Raw genomic sequence first — 19,861 nt, forward strand, 5'->3', positions numbered from 1 at the left:
GTGACGTCCCAACCCCAACGACGGAGGAACCGATGCGTATCGCCCCAGTGATGTGCAGCCTGCTCGCTGCAACCGGAATCGCCGCCTTCTCCTTTGCCGCCCAAGCCCAGAGCCCGACCGCGAAGGCCTCGCTGAAGGACGCAACAGGCAAGGATGTCGGCACCGTCCAGCTTCTCCAGACGCCGCACGGCGTGCTGCTCAAGATGTCGCTGAAGGGCGTGGCGCCCGGCGAGCATGCGTTCCATATCCACGCGGTGGGCAAGTGCGAGGCGCCGTTCACCAGCGCCGGCGGGCACTTCAATCCGGCTTCCAAGAAGCACGGCATGGAAGCCACCGAAGGCTCGCATGCCGGCGACATGCCGAACCTCTACATCCCGGCAAACGGCGAACTGAGGATCGACGTCGCCAATCACATGATCACGCTGGCCAAGGGACAACCCAATTCGGTGTTCGATGCCGACGGCTCGTCGATCATCATCCATGCCGGCCCCGACGACTACAAGACCGACCCGACCGGCAATGCCGGCGACCGCATCGCCTGCGGTGTCATCACGGAGTGATCTGAAGACTTCGTCCGCGGCAGCGGGCGAGGCGCGTATTCCTAGCTGGAGCTGATTGAATGGACCTGTCTCGTTTCCCGCGTCGCATCTACACCAACGCGCCCACGCCCATCGAACCCCTGCCGCACTTCACCAAGGCCCTCGCCGCCAGCTGCCCGGGCGGCGCAGGCCCGGAGGTGTGGATCAAGCGCGACGACATGCTGGGTCTCTTCCCCGGCGGCAACAAGACCCGCAAGCTCGAGTTCCTGGCAGGCGAGGCGATCGCCCAGGGCTGCGACACGCTCGTCACCTGCGGCGCGCCGCAATCCAACCATTGCCGCATCACGCTCTCCGCGGCGGTGAAGGAAGGGCTGAAGTGCCGCTTCGTGATCGAGGAGCGCGTTCCCGGCAGCTACAAGAAGGAAGCCGGCGGCAACAACTTCATGTTCGAGCTGATGGGCGTGGAGGCGATCACCGTCGTTCCCGGCGGCACCAGCATGGCCGAGGCGATGTCGAGGGTTGCCCAGGAAGTCGCCTCCCTCGGCCGCAAGGCCTATGTGATTCCCGGGGGCGGCTCGAACGCCGTCGGCGGCCTGGGCTATGTCGCCTGTGTGCAGGAGATGCAGGTGCAGTGGCTCGACATGGGGTTCTCCCCCGACGCCGTCGTGGTGGGTTCGGGCAGCTCGGGCACCCATGGCGGGATGGTCGCGGGCTTCCTCGGCAACAACATCAAGGTCCCGCTGATCGGCGTTGGCGTCAGCCGTGATCCGGCCGATCAGGAGCCGCTGGTGCTGAAGGAAGCGCAGGCGGTCATCGACCTGCTGGGCCTCGACATCAAGGTGCCGGCGTCGGCGGTGAAGAGCTTCGGTGGCTTCTGGCAGCCCAAGTATTCGGTGCCGAACAAGAAGATGGTCGAGGCCGTCCAGATGCTGGCGCGTACCGAAGGCATCCTGCTCGATCCCGTCTATACCGGAAAGATCATGGCCGGCCTGATCGGTCTGGCACGCCAGGGGCACTTCAAGCCCGGCGCCAAGGTGCTGTTCATCCATACCGGCGGCCTGCCGTCGCTGCACGTCTACGAAGACGTGGTCCTGGGGCGTACCCAGCTCGCCGACTGACGCGACGGCGCGCTTCCGCGCCGCCTTTCGATGAGGCATTGCGGTCATCGCGCAATGCTTCCTGCGCGTCACAGTCCGCGCAGAAGTTTCCTCCGCCGTCCGGCCGCAGATCGACGAACCCGTTTCATTGACCCGAAGCGGGGCGGCGGCCAGTTTCGACGCATGATTTGCCGATCCTTTCTCCGCCCTTCGTGTCGACGCTGACGCGCGACACCGTCTGATCCCAACACCTTCATCGAAGCCAGCGCTCCGCACCCGCGGCGGCGAATGGAGAAGTCATGCTCAAGCGACGTCACCTGCTGGCCGGCCTTGCCGGCGCAACCCTTGCCGCGCCGCTCGTCGCGCACGCCCAGGGCACCTATCCGAGCCGCTCCGTTAAGATCGTAGTGCCGTGGCCGCCGGGTGGCGGTGTCGACGCCTTCGCGCGCGTCCTCCAGGCGCCGCTCAGCGCCCAGCTCGGGCAGACGGTGATCGTCGAGAATATCGGCGGGAGTGCCGGGCGTGTCGGCACGCTCAGCGCCTCGCGCGCGCAGCCGGACGGCTACACGATCCTGCTCGTGAACGATACGTTCGCGGCGACCGAGGCGCTGCCCGTGGCGGGCACGCCGGCGCTCTATCCGGCCTTCCAGCCGGTGACGCTCGCCATCTCGGGCCCACAGGGTCTGTTCACGCATCCGCGGTCGGGCCTCGCCACCGCGCAGGCCTTTGCCGCGGCGGCGAAGGCCAGTCCCGGCAAGCTCAATGTCGGCGTGCCGGGCCTGGGCAGCAGCCAGCATCTGACGAGCGAACTGCTGCTGCGCGCGGCGGGCGATCTTCGCGTGACTCACGTGCCTTATAGGGGCGGTGGCCCGCTGCTGCAGGAACTGATCTCGGGCAACATCGATGCCGGTGTCGTCACCTTCGCGGCCGGTGCCCCGCAGGCGCGCGGCGGGCAGCTCGTGGCGCTGGCCATTACCAGTGAACACCGCTCCAGGGCGTACGCCGACGTGCCGACGGCCGCCGAGACGATCGCGCCGGGCTTCGTGCAGACGACATGGCAGGGGCTGCTGGCGCCCAAGGGAACGCCCGCTGCTGCAATCGAGCGCTTCCATGCCGCCGTGTCGGCCGTCCTGCAGGACAAGGCCGTGATCGCGCGCCTCGCCGACCTCGGCTTCGATCCCGTCGGGCTGGACGGCAAGGGCTTCGGTCGGCTGTTCGACCGCACGGTCGACACCTTCGCGGGCATCGCCAGGGAAAGAAACATCGCGGCGGGCGACTGAGATCGCGTCTTCCATTCCGACCCGCTGATCGCGTTGGCTGGTTCCTCCGTACAGAGAGGAGTCGGCCAAAAGTCGGGAAAGGGTGGGCTGGATGAGTGCCACGTCGCTGGTGTCGAAGCGCGCCGCACAGGTGAGCTTTGCCGTGGCCGGGATCGTGCCGGTCGCTGCGGGCTTGTGGGGTGTGTTTCAACCGCTTGTAGGATCGCTGGGTTCGCAACTGAACCATGGTCGCTATCTGTCGGGCTTGTTGCTCGCCATCGGGCTCGTCTTCTGGGCGTCGATCCCCGGCATCGAACGGCGGACGGAGCGCATCCGTGTGCTCACGGTCGTCGTGGTGATCGGCGGGCTCTGTCGCCTGCTCGGGGTGATGCTGGGCGATCCGCTGTCGCTGCCGGTGGCAGGAGCGCTGGCGATGGAGCTGGCAGTCACGCCCTTGTTATGCTTCTGGCAGTCGCGACTGGTGCCTCAGAGGTGAGTGCGGACCGAGTCCGATCAGTCCTTGGGCATCCGTGCTGCAACCGCAGGGGACTTGTGACGTTTCGCGTGGATGAAACGTGCCGCCAAGATTCTGGGCTGGACGGCCGGCATCTTCCTCGGCCTCCTGTTGATCGCCGCCGGCACGATCTATTTCGTTGCGACGTCGGATTATCTGCGCGGCCAGTTGGAAGGCCGGGCCAGTGATCTCACCGGCCGCAAGACACAGATTGCCAAGGTTGCCGTCCAGTGGGGCTGGACCACGAATGTGAAACTGGAAGGCATCGAGGTCGCCAATGCCGAATGGGGCAAGGCGCCCTACATGCTCAAGGTCGACCAGGTCGATGTCGACATACGCCTGTGGCCCCTGCTGGGCGGTAATCTCGTCCTGCCCCGTCTCGTGCTGCGCAAGCCCGAGGTTCAGGTCGAGACGGGCGACAAGGAACAGCTCAACTGGAGCATGGACGAGACGCCGGTCGTCACGGGGGCCGCCAAGGCGCTCGAACCCGACAACCGCTTCGACGCGCCGGTGATCGGCAAGCTGGAGATCAGCGAGGGCAAGCTGGGTTACCGCGATCCCAAGCGGAAGCTGGAACTCGATGGCACGGTCTCGACGGCCACCGGCAAGGCAGAGGACGCGGCCGAACTCTCGCTCAAGGGCAAGCTCGAGGGCCAGCCCCTCGATGTGCGCTTCGTCGGCGGCTCTGTGCTGATGCTGCGCGACACGGATCAGCCCTATCCGCTCGAGCTCGAGGTGTCCTTCGGAGGGACCAAGCTGAAGATGAAGGGGACTGTGCAGGATCCCTTCAAGTGGACGGGGGCCAATGTCGACCTCACGCTCTCCGGTCCCAACCTTTCAGACATCTATCCGCTTCTGGGCATTCCGGGACCGCCAACACCGCCTTACACGATCACGGGCAAGCTGGAACGCGAGACCGGACTGTGGAAATTCGTTCAGTCCAAGTGGCGGGTGGGGGAAAGCGATCTCACGGGCGAAGTCACGATCGACGAACGGCGAAAGCCCGCGTTTCTGACGGCCAAGCTTCTGTCGCAGAAGCTCGTCTTCGAAGACCTTGCGCCCCTCGTGGGCGCGACGCCCGCGCGCAAGACCAATGTTTCCGCCAAGCAGGCCCAGACGCAGGCTCAGCTCGAAGCCTCGGGCGATCTCTTCCCCAACGTGCCCCTGCAGGTCGAGAAGTTGCGCGCCATGAACATGGACGTGACGTTGGATGCCAAGAGGGTCATCGCGCCGCCTTGGTTGCCGGTCCAGGCGCTGGCTTTCCGCGTCCTGATCCAGGACGGCAACGTCACGGTCAAGCCGCTCACACTATCGGTGATGGGCGGCGGGACGATCGCGGGCGAGATGGGCATCGATGCCCGCACGGATGATCCGAAAGTGAAGGCCAGCCTCAGGGCGACCGACATCGAGCTGAAGAATTTCTTCCGTCAGTCCCGCTACTTCGACGCGACGCAAGGCAAAATCCAGGGACGGGTGGTGCTCGCCGGCAGCGGTCGCTCGCTGGCGCAGGTCATGGGCACGGCCAACGGACATATGGCATTCGCGCTCGGAGGCGGCTCTGTCAGCAGCCTGATGGTGAGCCTGGCGGGCCTGCAGATCTTCGATGCGCTGGTGCTATATGTCACCGGCGACAACCGCATACCCATCAAATGCGCCGTGAGCCGTCTCAACTTCCAGCAGGGCAACGTCACGTTCGACCGGACCCTGCTCGATACCCAGAAATCCGTTCTGCACGTAAAGGGTCAGCTCTCCCTCAAGAGCCAGGCTCTCACCGCCGAAATCGATTCTGATCCGAAGAGCTTCGATCTGCTCGACCTTCATGGCGCGGTGATGATCCAGGGCAAGCTCCGCACGCCGCAGGTTTCGCTCGGTCGCGTGATCCCCATTCCCACCCCGGTTTTCGGAAATGCCAAGGACGTGCCGTGCGCCGGTCTCACCCAGGAGGTTCTTTCCGCTCCCTGAGCGCTGTCTCCCGCGCGGGAATGAGCGCTTGCCGCGGCAGCGCCGAGCGCCCATTTAAGGAGGGTATTCGGCGACGTCTGCGTCGGCGCCTCCTTATTCCGAAGCATCCGACGATGCCTCGAAGCGCAAGACGAGGTTGCGACATGACCATTGAACGAAAAGCCGAACCCCCGCGTACGCCCCAAGCCATCCTGACCCCTGACGAGGAGGTCACTCTCCGGCGCGTTGCTTTCGGCCAGTCCGACGTGCGGGCCATGCGTGCCCAGGACCTGTCCCGGTTGCGCAACCTGCGCCTCATCCAGGACAGCAAGGACGGGCCGTGTCTCACGGTGAGCGGCCGTCAGCGGTTCGAGGAACTGCCCAAGGCGATGTTGATGGACCGGGGACCGAAGGACCTGATGTCGGCAATGGCCAAGGTCTTCAAGACCAGCTGACGTCCCCTGGAACGCGAAAGGCCCCGTACCTTTCCAGGAACGGGGCCTGATTGCGTTGCCGCTCCCGCCGCGCGCCCCAGTACATCCGTGGTGGCGCGCAGGAAGGAGGGCGGCCGCCGTATTACCGGCGGCGCGTGATCAGGATGCGGCCTTGAGGTTTTCCGCCGCCATCTTGCCGCTCTTGCGATCGGCGACCAGCTCGAACTCGAGCTTCTGGCCCTCGCTCAGCATGCTCATGCCGGCGCGCTCGACCGCGCTGATGTGCACGAAGGCGTCGGTGCCGCCATTGTCCGGCTGAATGAAGCCGAAGCCCTTCTGAACGTTGAACCACTTCACGGTTCCCGTAGTCGTTGTCATGGGAGACCCCTTTTCTATCTTGGATATGCGAGTCCGTGCCCTCTCCGCATTTGAACAAGCGGAAGAGCGCTGGAACCCGTCGAAATTGCACTGGCTTTCGGGATCAAGTGTCGTGGAGCGGGCCGCTGAACAATGCCGGCGGGCGCGGACCAAATCAGATGTCCGTGTATCGACGAGCTTCATATGGTCCCTTGTTCCGACACTATCAAGGCCCAAATACAGCTGGTCCTCGCATCGTGGCGAAGACCGGAGGTGTTCATGGAGCCTCGCTCTATCCCCGATCCCATCGATGCCGAATTGCGCGCCGCTGCGGGTTCATTCGCGCATCCGTCTGAGACGCAAAGCCTCCTGCAACTCGCAACGTCGTTCGGTCCCTTCCTCGCTGGCTGCGCGGCCATGTACGTCGCGTGCGGCATTTCTCCATGGCTCGTGCTCGCGCTCGCCATACCGACCGGTGCGTTCATGGTGCGCGTGTTCATCGTTCAACACGATTGCGGGCACGGCTCGTTCTTCAGGTCACGTCGCGCCAACACGATCGTCGGCCGGCTCTGCAGCCTGTGCACCTTCACGCCCTTCGCGAACTGGCGCCGCCAGCATGCGCAGCATCATGCCGAATGGAACAATCTCGATCGCGGCGACCGCGGCAGCGACATCTATTCCTCGTGCCTCACCGTGCGCGCCTATCTCGCTTTGTCGCCGCGCCAGAGGTTCGTCCATCGGCTTGTCCGCCATCCGTTGATCGCCAACTTCCTGCTGCCGCCTCTGGTGTTCGTGCTGCTCTACCGTCTGCCGTTCGACACGCCGCGCGCGTGGGTAAGGGAGCGCCGTTCGGTCGTTCTCACCAACGCGAGCCTGGTAGCCTTGTTCGCGACCCTCGTTCTGCTGTTGGGCTGGCGCGACGTGCTGCTGGTGCATCTCTCGATCATGGTCGTTGCGTCGATCCTCGGCGTCTGGCTGTTCACCTTGCAGCATCGCTTTCCTGGGGCGCAGTGGAGCGGTCGCGGCGCCTGGCGCTATGTCGATGCCGCGATGGACGGTTCATCCTGGTTCGATCTGCCGCTCGTCCTGCGCTGGTTCACCGGCAATATCGGCTTCCATCACGTGCATCATCTCAATCAACGCATTCCGAATTACCGGCTGCCGCAGGCTCACGAAGCGGCCCAGACGGTGCGCGCCGTTTCGCCCCTCAGCCTGCGTGCGGGCCTCGCTGCGCCACGGCTCACCCTGTGGGACGAAGCGTCCAGCCGCCTCGTCCGCTTCTGCGACGTGGCGCGGCTGGAGACGCCTGCCTGATCTTGCTCTAGCGTGGGGTCCTCACAGAGGAGCCCCGTCGATGTCTGTTCCCCACGGCCCGCTTCAGGGCGTCAAGGTCGTCTCCTGCTCCACCGCGCAGGCGGGCACCGTGCCCTGGATGCTGATGGCCGATCTCGGCGCCGACGTGATCAAGATCGAATCACCCCAGGGCGGCGACCCATCGCGCCGCATGACCGTGTTGCCGGGAATGGGCAGCACCTTCTTCGAGACCAACAATCGTGGCGTGAAGAGCGTGACGCTGAACCTCAAGAGCGAGGAGGGGCGCGCGATCCTGCACAAGCTCGTCGCGAAGGCCGACATCTTCGGCCAGAACTTCCGACCCGGCGCGGCCGAGAAGAACGGCTTCGGCTGGGATGAGTTGCGCAAGGTCAACCCGAAGCTCGTCTATGTCTCGATCTCAGGCTATGGCCCCGACGGACCGCATGCCGGGCTGCCGGGTACCGATTCCATGGCGCAGGCGCTGGGCGGCATTGCCGAAGCCTATTCCATGCCGGGCCAGAAGATGCGGACCGGCGTCGTGTCGGTGGCGGATGAGACCTGCGCCATCCTGGCGTTTGGCGGAGCCCTCGCGGCGCTCACGCACGCGCGCACGACCGGCGTGGGCCAGAAGATCGACCTGTCGCTGCTGGGCGGGCAGATCCGGCTGATGGGCTGGACGCTCCAGACGGCGATGTGGCGCGACCGCAATCCGGTCACCGGGCAGGCCCGCGTCACCGGCACGCGCGAGCGGCCGGGCATCAGCGCCAGCTTCGACGATCGCGACGGCAAGCCGCTGGTCTTCCAGCTGGTCGGCCCCGAGAACTGGAAGGACGCGATGTCGGCGCTGGGCTTCTACGACCGTCTGGTGGAGGCGGGCTTCGCCGATCTTGGCATCATCATCGACGACGATGCCAAGCGTGCAGAGCTTCTCGCCACGCTCGACGGCCTGTTCGCGACCGGCACGCGCGAGGACTGGGTGGGGCGGCTGCGCGGCGCGGACATCGTGTCGGCGCCGATCAATACGCTCCTCGAAGCGTCCAACGATCCCGACGTCGTGGCCAACGGCTACGTCACCGAGGTCGAGTATCCCAAGCTCGGCAGGAAGCTGAAGGTCCACGGCACGCCGTGGAAGTTCTCCGAGACGCCGGCCAGACCCGGAATCGCGCCGGAGCTGGGCGAACACAACGACGCGGTACTGGGTGAACTGGGCTACGGGCCGGCCGAGCTGGCCGACCTGCGCACGCGCAAGATCATCTGACACGAGAGGAGGCTCGCCATGTCCCGTCCACCCTTGCCGCCCTTCACCGAGCAGACAGCGACGGAAAAGGTCCGCCTTGCCGAGGATGGCTGGAACGGCCGCGATCCCGCCAAGGTCGCACTCGCCTATACGCCGGACTGTCACTGGCGCAATCGCGCGGAGTTCCTCCAAGGCCGCGCCGCCATAGAAGCCTTTCTCAGGCGCAAGTGGGCGCGCGAGCTCGACTATCGCCTGATCAAGGAACTCTGGACCTTTGCCGGCAATCGCATCGCCGTCCGCTTCGCCTACGAGTTCCACGACGACAGCGGCACCTGGTTCCGCGCCTACGGCAACGAGAACTGGGAGTTCGATGGCGATGGGCTGATGCGGCGCCGCCTCGCCAGCATCAACGAGCATCCGATCGGCGACGCAGACCGCAAGTTCCATTGGCCGCTCGGCCGCCGGCCTGACGATCACCCGGGGCTCAGCGCGCTCGGCTTCTGATCGGATCCTGCCGATGCTGCGACCGCGAAGAGCAGCCCTGCCGCAATCGCACGACTCCTGAAGTGCATCACTGCAGGTCACCCCGGCGATTTTCTGCCGATGACGCCGCGTGCGTGTTCCTCTAGGCTTCGCTCAACGCAGGGTAAAAGCCCGCGACTGAAAAGCGTCTGGAGGAAACAGCATGGTTCGTTCGATCACGCGTCGTCGTGCGTTGCAGGGTGCTGCCCTGGGTGGTCTCGCCGCCCCGATGCTCAACACCGTCACCGCTTACGCGCAGAGCGGCGCCTTCAACTGGCAGCGCTTCAAGGGCCAGACGGTCGAGGTGCTGATGGAGACCGGCCCGCGTGCCGATCTCATGAAGAAATACCAGAAGGAATTCCTCGACCAGACCGGTATCAAGCTCGGCATCGAGGTCATTCCCGAGCAGCAGGCCCGCCAGAAGGTGGCGATCGAGCTGAACTCGGGCAAGCCCAGCTTCGATCTCTTCAATTTCGCCTTCCACGTCCAGAAGCGCCAGTTCGAGAAGGCCGGCTGGCTGCTCGAGATCACGGACTGGCTGAAGGACCCGCAGATGATGCCGGCCGAGTATGAGCTCGGCGACGTTTCCAAGCTCGGCATGAGCTTTGCGACCACGTCCGATGGCAAGGTCAACGCGCTGCCGATCCTCTGCGACTACTTCATGGTCTATTACAACAAGGAGCTGTTCGCGAAGAAGGGCGTGGCCTTCCCCAAGACGCTCGACGAGATGATGGCCGCTGCCGCCGCCCTCAACGATCCGTCGGCCGGCATCTCGGGCTTCGTCGGTCGCGGCGTGCGCAACGCCAACGTCGTGCTGTGGACGCAGCTCCTCTCTGGCTGGGGCCAGGAGACGGTGACGGGCAAGCCCCTGCGCCTGATCACCGACACGCCCGACGCCATCGCCTCGGCGGAATACTACAAGAAGCTGCTTTCCTCCTACGGACCGGCCGGCATCGCGGGCTTCAACTGGAATGAGGCGCAGGGCCTGTTCATGCAGGGCAAGGCCGCCATGTGGATCGACGCCACCGGCTTCGCTGCACCGGTCGAGGACAAGACCAAGAGCCGCGTCGTCGGCAAGGTGGGCTACGGCGTGCCGCCCAGCGGCCCCAAGGGGCATGGTTCGGTGACCTTCGGCACCGGCATGGCGATCCCGAAGAACGCCGCCCGCAAGGAAGCGGCCTACTACACGATGCTGTGGATGACCGGCCCCAAGATGGCCGGCCGCATGCTGCAGGTCGGCGGCGGCATCCCGTTCCGGACGGCGCCGCTGAAGGACCCCGCTGTCCTGTCGACACTCACCGTCCCGCGCGAATGGGCCGACTGCGCCGCCGGCTGCGCGCCGATAAGCATGCCGGGCCTGCCGGTGATCGTGCCGGTGACGGAGTTCCGCGACGTCATCGGCACGGCACTCACCAACCTGCTGGGCGGCGCCGATCCGGCGACCGAGATGAAGCGCGCCACCGCCGAGTTCAAGCCGGTCCTCGACAAGAGCGAGGCGAGCTGACCGGAAGACGCGAGGGGGACGGGCGTAGCGTATGGCGGGCGCAGACGTGACGACAGCGGCAGGCACGCGGGCGGCGGGAGAACGCCGTCTGCGGCCCTACCTGCTGTTCATATGGCCGGCCCTGATCGTCAGTTCCGCGGTGATCATCTTCCCGTGGATCTTCACGATCTGGATGAGCCTCAACGACTGGCATATCGGTAGCAAGCAGGTCTTCATCGGCCTCGACAATTACGTGGCGCTGGCCACCAACCGGCGCTTCCTCGAATCGATCGGGCATACGATCTACTTCACCATCCTGGCGGTCGCCCTGCCGATGGTGCTGGGCACGATCTCGGCCTTGGTGTTCCACAAGAAGTTCCGCGGGCGCGGCTTCTTCCGCACCCTGTTCATCATGCCGATGATGGCGACCCCGGTGGCGGTCTCGCTGATCTGGACCATGATGTTCCATCCTCAGCTCGGCGTGCTGAACTACTTCCTCAGCCTGGTCGGGCTGCCGCCGTCGGAGTGGGTCTATTCGCCGAACACGGTGATCCCGAGCCTGATCCTGGTCGAGATCTGGCTGTGGACGCCGTTCGTCATGATCATCGTGCTGGGCGGTCTCGCCTCGCTGCCGACCGAGCCCTACGAGGCGGCGCTGATCGACGGCGCCAGCCAGTGGCAGATGTTCTGGAAGATCACCTATCCCCTGGTGCTGCCGTTCCTGGTCGTCGCGCTGATCATGCGCACCATCGACGCGCTGAAGGTCTTCGAGACGATCTGGGTGATTTCCAACGGCGGGCCGGGGACCTCGTCGGAGGTGCTGAACGTCTACCTGTACGCGCAGGCCTTCGCCTACAATCAGGTCGGCACCGCCTCTGCCGTCGTCGTGGTCTTCTTTGCCATCATCGTGGCGCTCTCGCTGGTGCTGCTGTGGGCGCGCCAGAAAGCCAAGTGGAACTGACGATGGCTCTCACCGTCCGTACCCGGCGAAAGATCCGCAAGGTCGTCGACAAGGCAGCGCTGGCGGTCTCGGTGGCGGTGCTGCTGGCGCCCTGCCTGTTCGTGTTCTTCTGGATGCTGTCGCTGTCGCTCAAGTACGACATCGACAACACCGCTTGGCCGCCCGTCTTCTGGCCCACCGAACCGACACTCGAGAACTTCGCCAAGGTGTTCGAGGAAAGCCCGATGTTCCTCTATTTCTGGAACTCGGTGCAGGTGACCGGCTCGGCGACGCTGGTCGCCCTGCTGCTGGGCGTTCCGGCGGGATACGGGATCGCCAAGGCACGGGCGCACAAGATGGCGGCGGTGCTGCTGCTCAGCCGCATGACGCCCGGCCTGTCCTACCTGATCCCGCTCTTCACCCTGTTCCAGGTGCTGGGCCTGATCGGCACGATCTGGCCGATCGCGCTCACCCATATGGTGATCACCCTGCCGATCGTGGTCTGGATCATGATCGGTTTCTTCGAGACGCAGCCGCATGAGCTGGAGGAGGCGGCACGCATCGACGGGGCCACGTTGTGGCAGGCCTTCCGCTACGTCGCGCTGCCGCTGGCGCGGCCCGGCATCGTGGTCGGCGCGATCCTCGCTTTCATCTCGTCGTGGAACAACTTCATCTTCGGCGCCGTCTTCGCCGGCCGCACGACACGAACGATGCCGGTCGCGGTCTACAACATGCTGACCTTCGAGAGCTTCGCCTGGGGACCGCTCGCGGCCGCCGCCATCGTCGTGATGCTGCCGGTCATCGTGCTGACGATCATCATCCAGAAGGAGATCGTGCAGGGCCTGACGGCCGGTGGCGTGAAATAGCGCCTTTCGATCCGATCTGCAGAAAGAATGCAGGTTCGTGCTTCCGGTCCGGGTCTTTGCCGTCCACAATGATTGCGGGGAGAGGGACATTCGTCGGAGTATCGCTGGTGCCGATGCGCCTCCTGAAGCTTGCCCCGTTCCTTCTGGCGATTCTGGCCCTTCCCACGCCGTCGTTTGCGCAAGTCACCGATGCGAAGCGCGCCTCCTATCGGGCGGCGTTCGAGGAGACATTGCGTCAGCCCGACAATGCCGAAGTCCTGCTGAAATACGCGCAGGCCGCGGCCGCGGCCGAGGATTACGAAGGCGCGATCACCGCCTACGAGCGCTTCCTGGTCCTCGATGCCGACCAGCCGCGGGTGAAGTTCGAGCTGGGCGTCCTCTATTACAAGCTCAAGTCCTATGACGCGGCGCGCACCTATTTCGAGCAGGCGCGCGCTTCGGAGAAGACCAGCAAGGAAGTCGCCGAGCGCTCGTCGGAGTTCATCCGCGACATCGACAGGCGCTGGGGGACGTCGCGCCTCACCGGCGAGTTCGTGGCGGGCATCCGCTATTCCGACAATCCCGCCAGCCTGCCCACCGGCACGCTGCAATCCTTCGGCGCGACCGTCGTGCCCAATCCCACCTTTCAGCGACAGAGCGACTTCGCTTTCGTCGGCGCGGCCTCGCTCAGCCATCGCTACGATTTCGGGCGCCAGGACAGCGGCACCCTGGAGACGGATTTCTCGTTCTATACGGCCAAGCAGTTCCAGGTGACCAACGCCGACGTGATGCTGCTCGATCTCGGCGTCGGCCCGCGCATGGAGCTGATCGACGGTCCGTTGAGCGGCGTGCAGCTCAAGCCCTTCGTCAGCGGCCGTTACATCACCATAGGCAACCTGCCGACTTACTGGGCCTGGGGGGCGGGGCTCGAAGCCTCCGTCCCGGTTGCCGACAAGGTGCGGGCGGGTGTCGTCGTCCTGGGGCAACGGCGCGACTTCGTGGACAATACGGCCGTGCCGTTCAACGCCCAGAATTCGGGCAACAACGCCACGGTAGCGGCCAACCTCCGCGCCGACCTGACGCCCAGCCTGGAAGCGTCGCTGGGCGGCAACTATACGCGCTACATCGCGATGACAGGCTTCCAGAGCTACGGCGAGGCGGGATTTGGCGGCTCGCTGACCTGGCGCTTCGAGGATCCGGCGGGGATCAACGGCCGCAAGTGGACGCTGGCCGGCAACGCAGCGCTGGCCTTCGCGACCTACGACCAGCCCGATCCGTTCGTCCAGCCGGGCACCGTGCGCACCCAGACCGACGTCAATCTGGGGTTGCTGCTGTCGGTGCCGCTGGACGACCGCCTGACCCTCGTGGGCCAGACCACGTATTTCCAACGTTCGGCCTCAATCAACAACTACAGCTTCAATTCGTTCAGCAGCCTCCTGGGCCTCGGCTGGCGGTTCTGAGGGAGCGTTACGATGTCCTTGCGGAAATCATGCGCGGTGTTCCTGTCGGTGCTTTTGCCCCTGGCGTTTGCATCGGCGGCCTCGGCGCAGCAGGCGGGCGTCACCTCGGCGGCGAGCGGCGATCCGCGCGGCACGCCACCCTCGATGCCCACGCGAACCCTGCGCGTCGGCATCGACGTGTTCGGCAACGAGCGCGTAACGACGGGAGCGGCCGATCGCGCCCATCTCGTCTTCCTGGACGGCTCGGGCCTGACGATCGGCGCCAACAGCGAACTCGTGATCGACAAGTTCGTCTTCGATCCCAACCGCAATGTCGGCGAGCTGGCCGTCAACGCAACCAAGGGGGCCCTGCGGTTCGTCGGCGGCGCGATCAGCAAGAAGGGCGACGTCATCATCCGTACGCCGAGCGCGCATATCGGTGTGCGCGGCGGCATCGTGACCGTCACCGTGGGCGCCGATGGCTCGACCACCGCGACCTTCCTGTTCGGCGACCGTATGACCGTGTCGAACGCCGCGGGCACGCAGCGCGCGGTGCGCTACGGCTCGCAGATTTTCGTGCCGGCCGCGGGCGCGGCGCCGCTCGAGCCGGTGATCCTGCCGCCCAATACGCTGCAGGCCTATCTGGCGCTGTTCGAGCAGACCCAGACGACCGGCAACGTCATCGGCCCGGGCGACAAGGTGCTGATCGAGTCGGCGCTGAAGACGCTCAACGCCCAGGCGCTGCCCTATGCCGATCCCTCGTCGAAGCTGGCGCCGTGGCTCGCCTACCTGCAACTCGTCGCGACGCAGGCCATCACGATCAACAACGCCTCGCGGCCGGTCGGCGGTGCGCCCGGACCGTCCGGCGGTTCCACCGGCTCCCAGACCGGTGGCGGCGGAACCGGCACCAATCCGGGCTCGGGCAGCGGCGGATTCAGCAACGGCGGTTCCGGCACCGGGGGCAACGGCCCCTAGGGCAGGATCGCTTCGCCCTCGATCTCGACCTTGGCGTTGGGATCGATCAGCGCCGACACCTGCACCAGCGTCATCGCCGGGAAATGGCGGCCGAGCGTGGCGCCCCAGGCGGCGCCCACCGCCGCGCCGGCGGCGTTGAACTCGGCGATGTCGGTCACGTAGGCGCGCAACGCCACGAGATGCTGCGGCTGCCCGCCCGCCGCCTTCAGAACCGTCACGAGATTGGCGAGCGCGATGTGCCATTGCGTGCCGGCGTCGGCGTCGGCGGGAATGTGCGCCTGTGCCGGCTCGCGTCCGATCTGGCCGGCGATGCGGACGCTGCGCGTGCCGGTGGCCACCACGGCATGGGAGAAGCCGCGCGGGCGCGGCCAGCCTTCGGGCAGGATCGGCGTATAGGCGATGTCGGACATGTCTCGGGTCTCCTCCGGTTTCGGTTGGAGCCACTCTATCCGCTGCCCTCCTAGCGTCCCACCTTCTTGAAGGCGTCGCTCGTGGCACCCTCGCCGGCGGCCTTGGCATAACCCTGCCACGTCGTGACGAAACCGTTCGGCGCCTGCGAAATCGCGAACAGCGGCTGGCCGGGACTGTAGAGCTTCACGCCGTACTTGTTCTCGACCTTGCCGGTGCCGAAGCTCACGAAGGAGACGAGCAGGCGGTCGCCGTCGGGCATCGCCTTGCAGCGGAGCGTCTCATCGGTCTGGAAGCCCTGCGCGACCAGGCGGCAGCCTTCGGGTCCGCTGATCGTGAGTGTGTGGGTGACGAAGTTCTGCGTGCCCCCGGCGCCCGGTCCCAGCGCCTGCTCGTAGACATACGTGCCGTCCCAAGGCGGTGCCGCGACGGCGAGGGAGGCTGCGGCAAGTCCGAGACCCAAGGCGAGGCCGGCGACGACAGGTTTCACGTCGATCTCCTTTTCAGAGCCTGCAACAACGGGACCGTCATCGCGCGGGTTGCGCGACGCGGCCCGTGTCCGCATCGTGACCGCATGGCCGATCCCAAGTTCGACCGTTACCTGCGCGCCGATGCGGCGATCCATGCGCTCGGCCTCGTCCTCGGCGTTGTCGGCGCGGGCGCGATCCTGATCGTGGCCGCGCGCGCGTCGCAGCCCGGGCAGGTCGGGCCGATCCTCGTCTATGTCGTGGGGTTGCTGGCGATGCTCGGCTGCTCGGCGGCCTACAATCTGCGCCTCGCCAGTCCGCGGCGCGAATGGCTGCGCCGGCTGGATCACGCCGCCATCTTCGTCATGATCGCCGGCACCTATACGCCGCTCACCCTGCTGAAGCTGCGCGAACCGTGGTCGAGCGGGCTCACGGCGGTGATGTGGACGGCGGCCTCCCTCGGTATCGCCGCGAAGTTCCTGCAGCCGCGACGCATCGAGCAGATCTCGGTCGTTCTCTATCTGCTGATGGGCTGGATCGGCCTGTTCGCGATCGACGAGCTGCTGGCCTCGGTGGAGCGGGAGACGTTGATCCTGCTTCTCGCAGGGGGCGTGGTCTATTCGCTGGGCACGATCTTTCATCTGTCGAGCCGGCTGCCGTACCAGCAGGCGCTGTGGCATGCCTCGGTGCTGGTGGCGGCTTCTATCCACTATGCGGCGATCCTGTCGCTGTTGACGCCGTGATGCGGCACCGGTTTACGTGATGCGTATGTCGTCGCGTCTGCTTTTCCGCCTGACCGCCGCAGCCGTCCTCGCCGCCGGCCTCGTCATGGCCGTGGCCGGGGCCTCGATGAGCGTGTGGGCCTGGAACACGGCGGAGACGCATATCGCCTTCCGCCTCGGCCTGCCGCTCGCGACCGCCTGGCTCGCCTTCACGCTGGTTCGGCTGGTGCGGGTGCTGCCCGACGCCTGGAAAGGCGAGGAACAGACCCGGGCGCGCGATCCGCTGACGGCGCTCGAGGCGGCGCCGAAGCAGGATGTCGACCACGCCTTGAAGAAGAGTTCGCCCGATGCGCTCTCGGTCCGCCAGATCGCGCTGCCGCGCGAACCCGAGATGCGCCGCCGACCGCGCATCGCGCAGAGGGTCGAGCTGCGCGGTGGGCGGATCCTCTATCGCGTCCAGCCGGTGCGGCCGGCCCCGGTGGCACGGCGCGTCGCCATTGCCGCTTCCGTGGCGATCGGCGCCGTCAGTCTCTTTTTCCTGCTGGGGCCGATGGACCTCGAGGATGTGAGCTGGATCGCCTCGCTATTTCGAGCGCTCGAGGAGCTCCCGGGCCTTTTTCAGCGTGTCGACGCAATTGGCCTCCTGGCCACGCTCGGCTTCGGCGCGCGCGGCAACCAGCAGCGCCTGTAGCGCCGTCCGGTCGGCGGCCCCGTCTTTCTTCGCTTCGTCCCGGGCCGCCTGCGGCGAGGGCGGCGCTCCCGGTTTGCCGGTCACGTCGGGCATGGTCGGCATGCGGCTGTCGGTCGTGCCCGGCGGGGTGATGACCGAGCGGTCGGACGTGGCCGGCGGCTCGATCACGCCGCCCGACCGGCCGAGTTCGCGTGAGGTCACGCCCGGCGCCTTGTCGGGCGAGGCCGTGGGCGGGTCGGTGGCGATGTTCTGGGCGCGGGCCAGCTCGCGCACCTGGTCGAGGCAGCCCTCGGCGGCGGCGAGGCCCGGCCAGAGAGCGAGGGCGAAGGCTATGAGACGGATGTGCATACACCGTCAAACGACGCTTTCGGGGCCCCGGTTGCCCTTGAACTGCACGCAAAGAGCCCTAACATATCGTGTGCAAAACAGGCCGGGATGAACCCGGTGCTACAGGGATGTCCAAATGACCAAGTTTCGTTGGCTCGCGATCCTCGCGGCTCTGATCATTGCGGTGCCGTCGCTGGCCCCGTCGCCCGCCGATGCGCGGGCGGGCGGTGGCGGCGGCGCGGGCAGCCGCGGCAGCAAGTCCGGCCAGGCGCCGGCCCCGACCCAGACCGCGCCGACCTCCAAGCCGGTCGAGCGCAGCACCACGCCGCAGCAGCAGAGCCCGTCGGCCAATCCGGCCGGCGCAGCCGCCGCCGGCGCCAAGCCCGGATTCATGCAGCGCAACCCGTTCCTGACCGGCCTTATGGGCGGCATGCTCGGCGCCGGCCTGATCGGCATGCTGATGGGCGGCGGCTTCGGTGCCGGCCTCGGCAGCATGGCCGGCATGCTGGGCTTCCTGCTCCAGCTCGCGCTGATCGGCGGCATCGTCTACTTCGGCGTTCGCTGGTGGAAGTCGCGCAACGGCACGCCCGCAGCGGCCTTCGCCGGCGCAGGTGCTGGCGCCGCCGGTAGCAACCCCATGGCGCCGCGTCCGGCCCCCGACTCGATGGCCCGCACCGGCCTGATGGGCGGCATGCTGGGCGGCGCTGGCGCGGGCGCGGCCTCGGCGTCTTCCGCGACGCAGTCCCTCGCCATCGGTGAGGCCGACTACAACGCCTTCGAGGCGCTGCTCGTGAACGTGCAGGCCGCCTACAGCGCCGGCGACCTCGCCAAGCTGCGCAGCCTCGTGACGCCCGAGATGCTGGGCTACTTCTCCGAGGAGCTGTCGGCCAATGCCAGCCGCGGCGTCGAGAACAAGATCGACGCGGTCAAGCTGGAGCAGGGCGACCTGTCCGAGGCCTGGAGCGAAGGCGCGATGGAGTATGCGACGGTGGCCATGCGCTTCAGCATGATCGACGTCACCCGCACCGTCGCCGACGGCCGCATCGTCGAAGGCAACGCCCAGGTCCGCAGCGAAGCCACGGAAGTCTGGACCTTCCTGCGCAGCCGCGGCGGCAACTGGATCCTCTCGGCGATCCAGCAGACCTGAGCGTCGTCTCGGAAAAAATACGGATCGGCCGGCTTCATGCCGGCCGATTTCGTTTGGGCGGCCCGCCGTTTGCTCAGAGATGCTGTCGCTGGGAAGGGAAGGAAACGAACATGACTCGCCTGACACGAAGGGCCGCCCTCGCGGGCACGGCACTCCTGCCGTTCGCCGCCGCCGCGCCGTCGCGCGCGCAGGCGAAGTTTCCCGACAAGCCGATCCGCCTGATCATCCCGTGGGCCGCCGGCGGCCCGGCCGATGCCGGCTTCCGCATCCTGGCCGAGTCGGCGGCGAAGAAGCTGGGCCAGCCCGTCATCGTCGACAACAAGGGCGGTGCGGCCGGCGTGCTGGGCGCGCTGGCGCTGCAGGATGCCAGGCCCGACGGCTACACGATCAGCCAGATGCACATGAGCGTGCTGCGCCAGCCGATGCTGAACGCCTCGCTCAAATACGATCCGATCAAGGACCTGACCTACATCCTGCAGATCACCGGCTTCGTCATGGGCGTGGTGGTGCGCCCCGACGCGCCGTGGAAGACGCTGCCCGAGCTGCTGGCCTATGCGAAAGCCAATCCCGGCAAGCTGAACTGGGGCACGCTCGGCGCCGGCTCGACCCAGCACCTGGCGATGGAAAGCCTCGGCCTGCAGCAGGGCCTCACCTGGACGCACGCGCCCTATCGCGGCACGTCCGACACGCTGCGCGCGCTGATGGGCGGCGAGATCGACTTCGCCTCGGAATCCTCGGGCTGGGCGCCGCTGGTGATGGCCGGCAAGCTGCGCCTGCTCGCGGTCTTCACCGCCAACCGCGCCAAGCGCTTCCCCGAGGTGCCGACCGTCCAGGAACTCGGCCTCGAGATCGCCGTCGACAGTCCCGGCGGCCTGATCGGGCCGAAGGGCATGGACCCCGCCGTGGTCAAGATCCTGGCCGACGCTTTTCGCGAGGCCGCGGGCGAGCCCAAGCATCTCGAGTTTTTGGACAACATGGACCAGCCGCTGCTGCTGCTCGACGGGCCGGCCTATCAGGCGAAGATGGCGAAGACGATGGAGCAGGAGCGCGTGCTGCTGAAGAAGCTGAATCTGCTGGCGACGTAACGACGGCGAGCCCCACCAATCACCTCACCCTGAGGAGCGGCCGCAAGGTCGCGTCTCGAAGGGTGGGCACGAGCACCGCGCCTGTTGCCGATCCTTCGAGACGGCTGCTGCGCAGCCT

22 protein-coding genes are annotated in these 19,861 nt (G+C 66.5%); 18 read left to right on the top strand and 4 right to left on the bottom strand.

The features are described from left to right. Positions 1 to 32: 32 nt before the first annotated feature. From ACO07K_RS01410 to ACO07K_RS01435, 6 genes are all read left to right on the top strand, one after another. Entirely contained in the window at positions 33 to 560 is a 528-nt protein-coding gene (locus ACO07K_RS01410) for a superoxide dismutase family protein (protein ID WP_422034146.1), read from the top strand. A 59-nt stretch (positions 561 to 619) separates the two neighbouring features. Then, a complete protein-coding gene (locus tag ACO07K_RS01415; RefSeq protein WP_422034147.1) occupies positions 620 to 1,657 on the top strand; it encodes a D-cysteine desulfhydrase in 1,038 nt (345 codons plus the stop codon). 278 nt (positions 1,658 to 1,935) lie between these two features. Then, positions 1,936 to 2,916 (top strand): Bug family tripartite tricarboxylate transporter substrate binding protein, encoded by a 981-nt coding sequence (locus tag ACO07K_RS01420; RefSeq protein WP_422034148.1) that lies wholly within the window; start codon positions 1,936 to 1,938, stop codon positions 2,914 to 2,916. A gap of 91 nt (positions 2,917 to 3,007) precedes the next feature. Then, positions 3,008 to 3,391: a DUF4345 domain-containing protein gene (locus ACO07K_RS01425; RefSeq protein WP_422034149.1), complete on the top strand. Its 384-nt coding sequence runs from the start codon at positions 3,008 to 3,010 to the stop codon at positions 3,389 to 3,391. A 72-nt stretch (positions 3,392 to 3,463) separates the two neighbouring features. Continuing rightward, positions 3,464 to 5,371: an AsmA family protein gene (locus ACO07K_RS01430; protein WP_422034150.1), complete on the top strand. Its 1,908-nt coding sequence runs from the start codon at positions 3,464 to 3,466 to the stop codon at positions 5,369 to 5,371. 143 nt (positions 5,372 to 5,514) lie between these two features. Beyond that, a complete protein-coding gene (locus tag ACO07K_RS01435; RefSeq protein WP_422034151.1) occupies positions 5,515 to 5,805 on the top strand; it encodes a hypothetical protein in 291 nt (96 codons plus the stop codon). Between the two features lie 138 nt (positions 5,806 to 5,943). Here ACO07K_RS01435 and ACO07K_RS01440 read toward each other — a convergent pair whose 3' ends face one another. After that, on the bottom strand, positions 5,944 to 6,162 hold the full coding sequence (locus ACO07K_RS01440; RefSeq protein WP_298306667.1) for a cold-shock protein: 219 nt from the start codon (positions 6,160 to 6,162) through the stop codon (positions 5,944 to 5,946). Between the two features lie 258 nt (positions 6,163 to 6,420). On the opposite strand from ACO07K_RS01440, the gene ACO07K_RS01445 reads away from it, so the two are divergent. The 8 genes from ACO07K_RS01445 (at position 6,421) to ACO07K_RS01480 (ending at position 14,896) form a co-directional block, all read left to right on the top strand. Beyond that, positions 6,421 to 7,455 carry a fatty acid desaturase family protein gene (locus ACO07K_RS01445; protein WP_422034152.1) on the top strand — a complete coding sequence of 345 codons (1,035 nt, stop codon included), beginning with the start codon at positions 6,421 to 6,423 and terminating at the stop codon, positions 7,453 to 7,455. A gap of 40 nt (positions 7,456 to 7,495) precedes the next feature. Further along, complete coding sequence (locus tag ACO07K_RS01450) at positions 7,496 to 8,713, top strand: CaiB/BaiF CoA transferase family protein (RefSeq protein ID WP_422034153.1); 1,218 nt, start codon at positions 7,496 to 7,498, stop codon at positions 8,711 to 8,713. 18 nt (positions 8,714 to 8,731) lie between these two features. Further along, positions 8,732 to 9,196 carry a DUF1348 family protein gene (locus ACO07K_RS01455; protein ID WP_422034154.1) on the top strand — a complete coding sequence of 155 codons (465 nt, stop codon included), beginning with the start codon at positions 8,732 to 8,734 and terminating at the stop codon, positions 9,194 to 9,196. A gap of 181 nt (positions 9,197 to 9,377) precedes the next feature. Continuing rightward, the gene (locus ACO07K_RS01460; RefSeq protein WP_422034155.1) at positions 9,378 to 10,718 is read left to right on the top strand and encodes an ABC transporter substrate-binding protein; all 1,341 of its coding nucleotides are present in this window, start codon (positions 9,378 to 9,380) and stop codon (positions 10,716 to 10,718) included. A gap of 31 nt (positions 10,719 to 10,749) precedes the next feature. Further along, positions 10,750 to 11,658, top strand: coding sequence for a carbohydrate ABC transporter permease (locus tag ACO07K_RS01465; protein ID WP_422034156.1), 909 nt, complete (start codon positions 10,750 to 10,752; stop codon positions 11,656 to 11,658). A gap of 2 nt (positions 11,659 to 11,660) precedes the next feature. Then, complete coding sequence (locus ACO07K_RS01470) at positions 11,661 to 12,503, top strand: carbohydrate ABC transporter permease (RefSeq protein ID WP_422034157.1); 843 nt, start codon at positions 11,661 to 11,663, stop codon at positions 12,501 to 12,503. Positions 12,504 to 12,616: 113 nt separating this feature from the next. Then, complete coding sequence (locus ACO07K_RS01475; RefSeq protein ID WP_422036616.1) at positions 12,617 to 13,942, top strand: tetratricopeptide repeat protein; 1,326 nt, start codon at positions 12,617 to 12,619, stop codon at positions 13,940 to 13,942. Positions 13,943 to 13,954: 12 nt separating this feature from the next. After that, on the top strand, positions 13,955 to 14,896 hold the full coding sequence (locus ACO07K_RS01480; RefSeq protein ID WP_422034158.1) for a FecR family protein: 942 nt from the start codon (positions 13,955 to 13,957) through the stop codon (positions 14,894 to 14,896). Here ACO07K_RS01480 and ACO07K_RS01485 read toward each other — a convergent pair. After that, positions 14,893 to 15,306: a RidA family protein gene (locus tag ACO07K_RS01485; RefSeq protein ID WP_298306642.1), complete on the bottom strand. Its 414-nt coding sequence runs from the start codon at positions 15,304 to 15,306 to the stop codon at positions 14,893 to 14,895. The two genes, ACO07K_RS01480 and ACO07K_RS01485, sit on opposite strands and share 4 nt — an antisense overlap. A gap of 50 nt (positions 15,307 to 15,356) precedes the next feature. Continuing rightward, complete coding sequence (locus ACO07K_RS01490; protein ID WP_422034159.1) at positions 15,357 to 15,794, bottom strand: DUF5991 domain-containing protein; 438 nt, start codon at positions 15,792 to 15,794, stop codon at positions 15,357 to 15,359. Positions 15,795 to 15,878: 84 nt separating this feature from the next. Between ACO07K_RS01490 and trhA the strand changes: the two genes are divergently transcribed. Beyond that, positions 15,879 to 16,514: a PAQR family membrane homeostasis protein TrhA gene (gene trhA / locus ACO07K_RS01495; RefSeq protein WP_422034160.1), complete on the top strand. Its 636-nt coding sequence runs from the start codon at positions 15,879 to 15,881 to the stop codon at positions 16,512 to 16,514. A gap of 25 nt (positions 16,515 to 16,539) precedes the next feature. Then, positions 16,540 to 17,184, top strand: a complete 645-nt coding sequence (locus ACO07K_RS01500) for a hypothetical protein (RefSeq protein WP_422034161.1) — start codon at positions 16,540 to 16,542, stop codon at positions 17,182 to 17,184. Here the strand turns inward: ACO07K_RS01500 and ACO07K_RS01505 are convergent. Further along, on the bottom strand, positions 17,077 to 17,532 hold the full coding sequence (locus ACO07K_RS01505) for a hypothetical protein (protein WP_422034162.1): 456 nt from the start codon (positions 17,530 to 17,532) through the stop codon (positions 17,077 to 17,079). The two genes, ACO07K_RS01500 and ACO07K_RS01505, sit on opposite strands and share 108 nt — an antisense overlap. A 115-nt stretch (positions 17,533 to 17,647) precedes the next feature. Between ACO07K_RS01505 and ACO07K_RS01510 the strand changes: the two genes are divergently transcribed. Both ACO07K_RS01510 and ACO07K_RS01515 read left to right on the top strand, forming a co-directional pair. Beyond that, positions 17,648 to 18,658 carry a Tim44 domain-containing protein gene (locus ACO07K_RS01510; protein WP_422034163.1) on the top strand — a complete coding sequence of 337 codons (1,011 nt, stop codon included), beginning with the start codon at positions 17,648 to 17,650 and terminating at the stop codon, positions 18,656 to 18,658. A 110-nt stretch (positions 18,659 to 18,768) separates the two neighbouring features. Beyond that, the gene (locus tag ACO07K_RS01515; RefSeq protein WP_422034164.1) at positions 18,769 to 19,743 is read left to right on the top strand and encodes a tripartite tricarboxylate transporter substrate binding protein; all 975 of its coding nucleotides are present in this window, start codon (positions 18,769 to 18,771) and stop codon (positions 19,741 to 19,743) included. Positions 19,744 to 19,861 lie beyond the last annotated feature (118 nt).

It is taken from the genome of Reyranella sp. (genome assembly GCF_965228225.1).
Lineage (GTDB): Bacteria > Pseudomonadota > Alphaproteobacteria > Reyranellales > Reyranellaceae > Reyranella.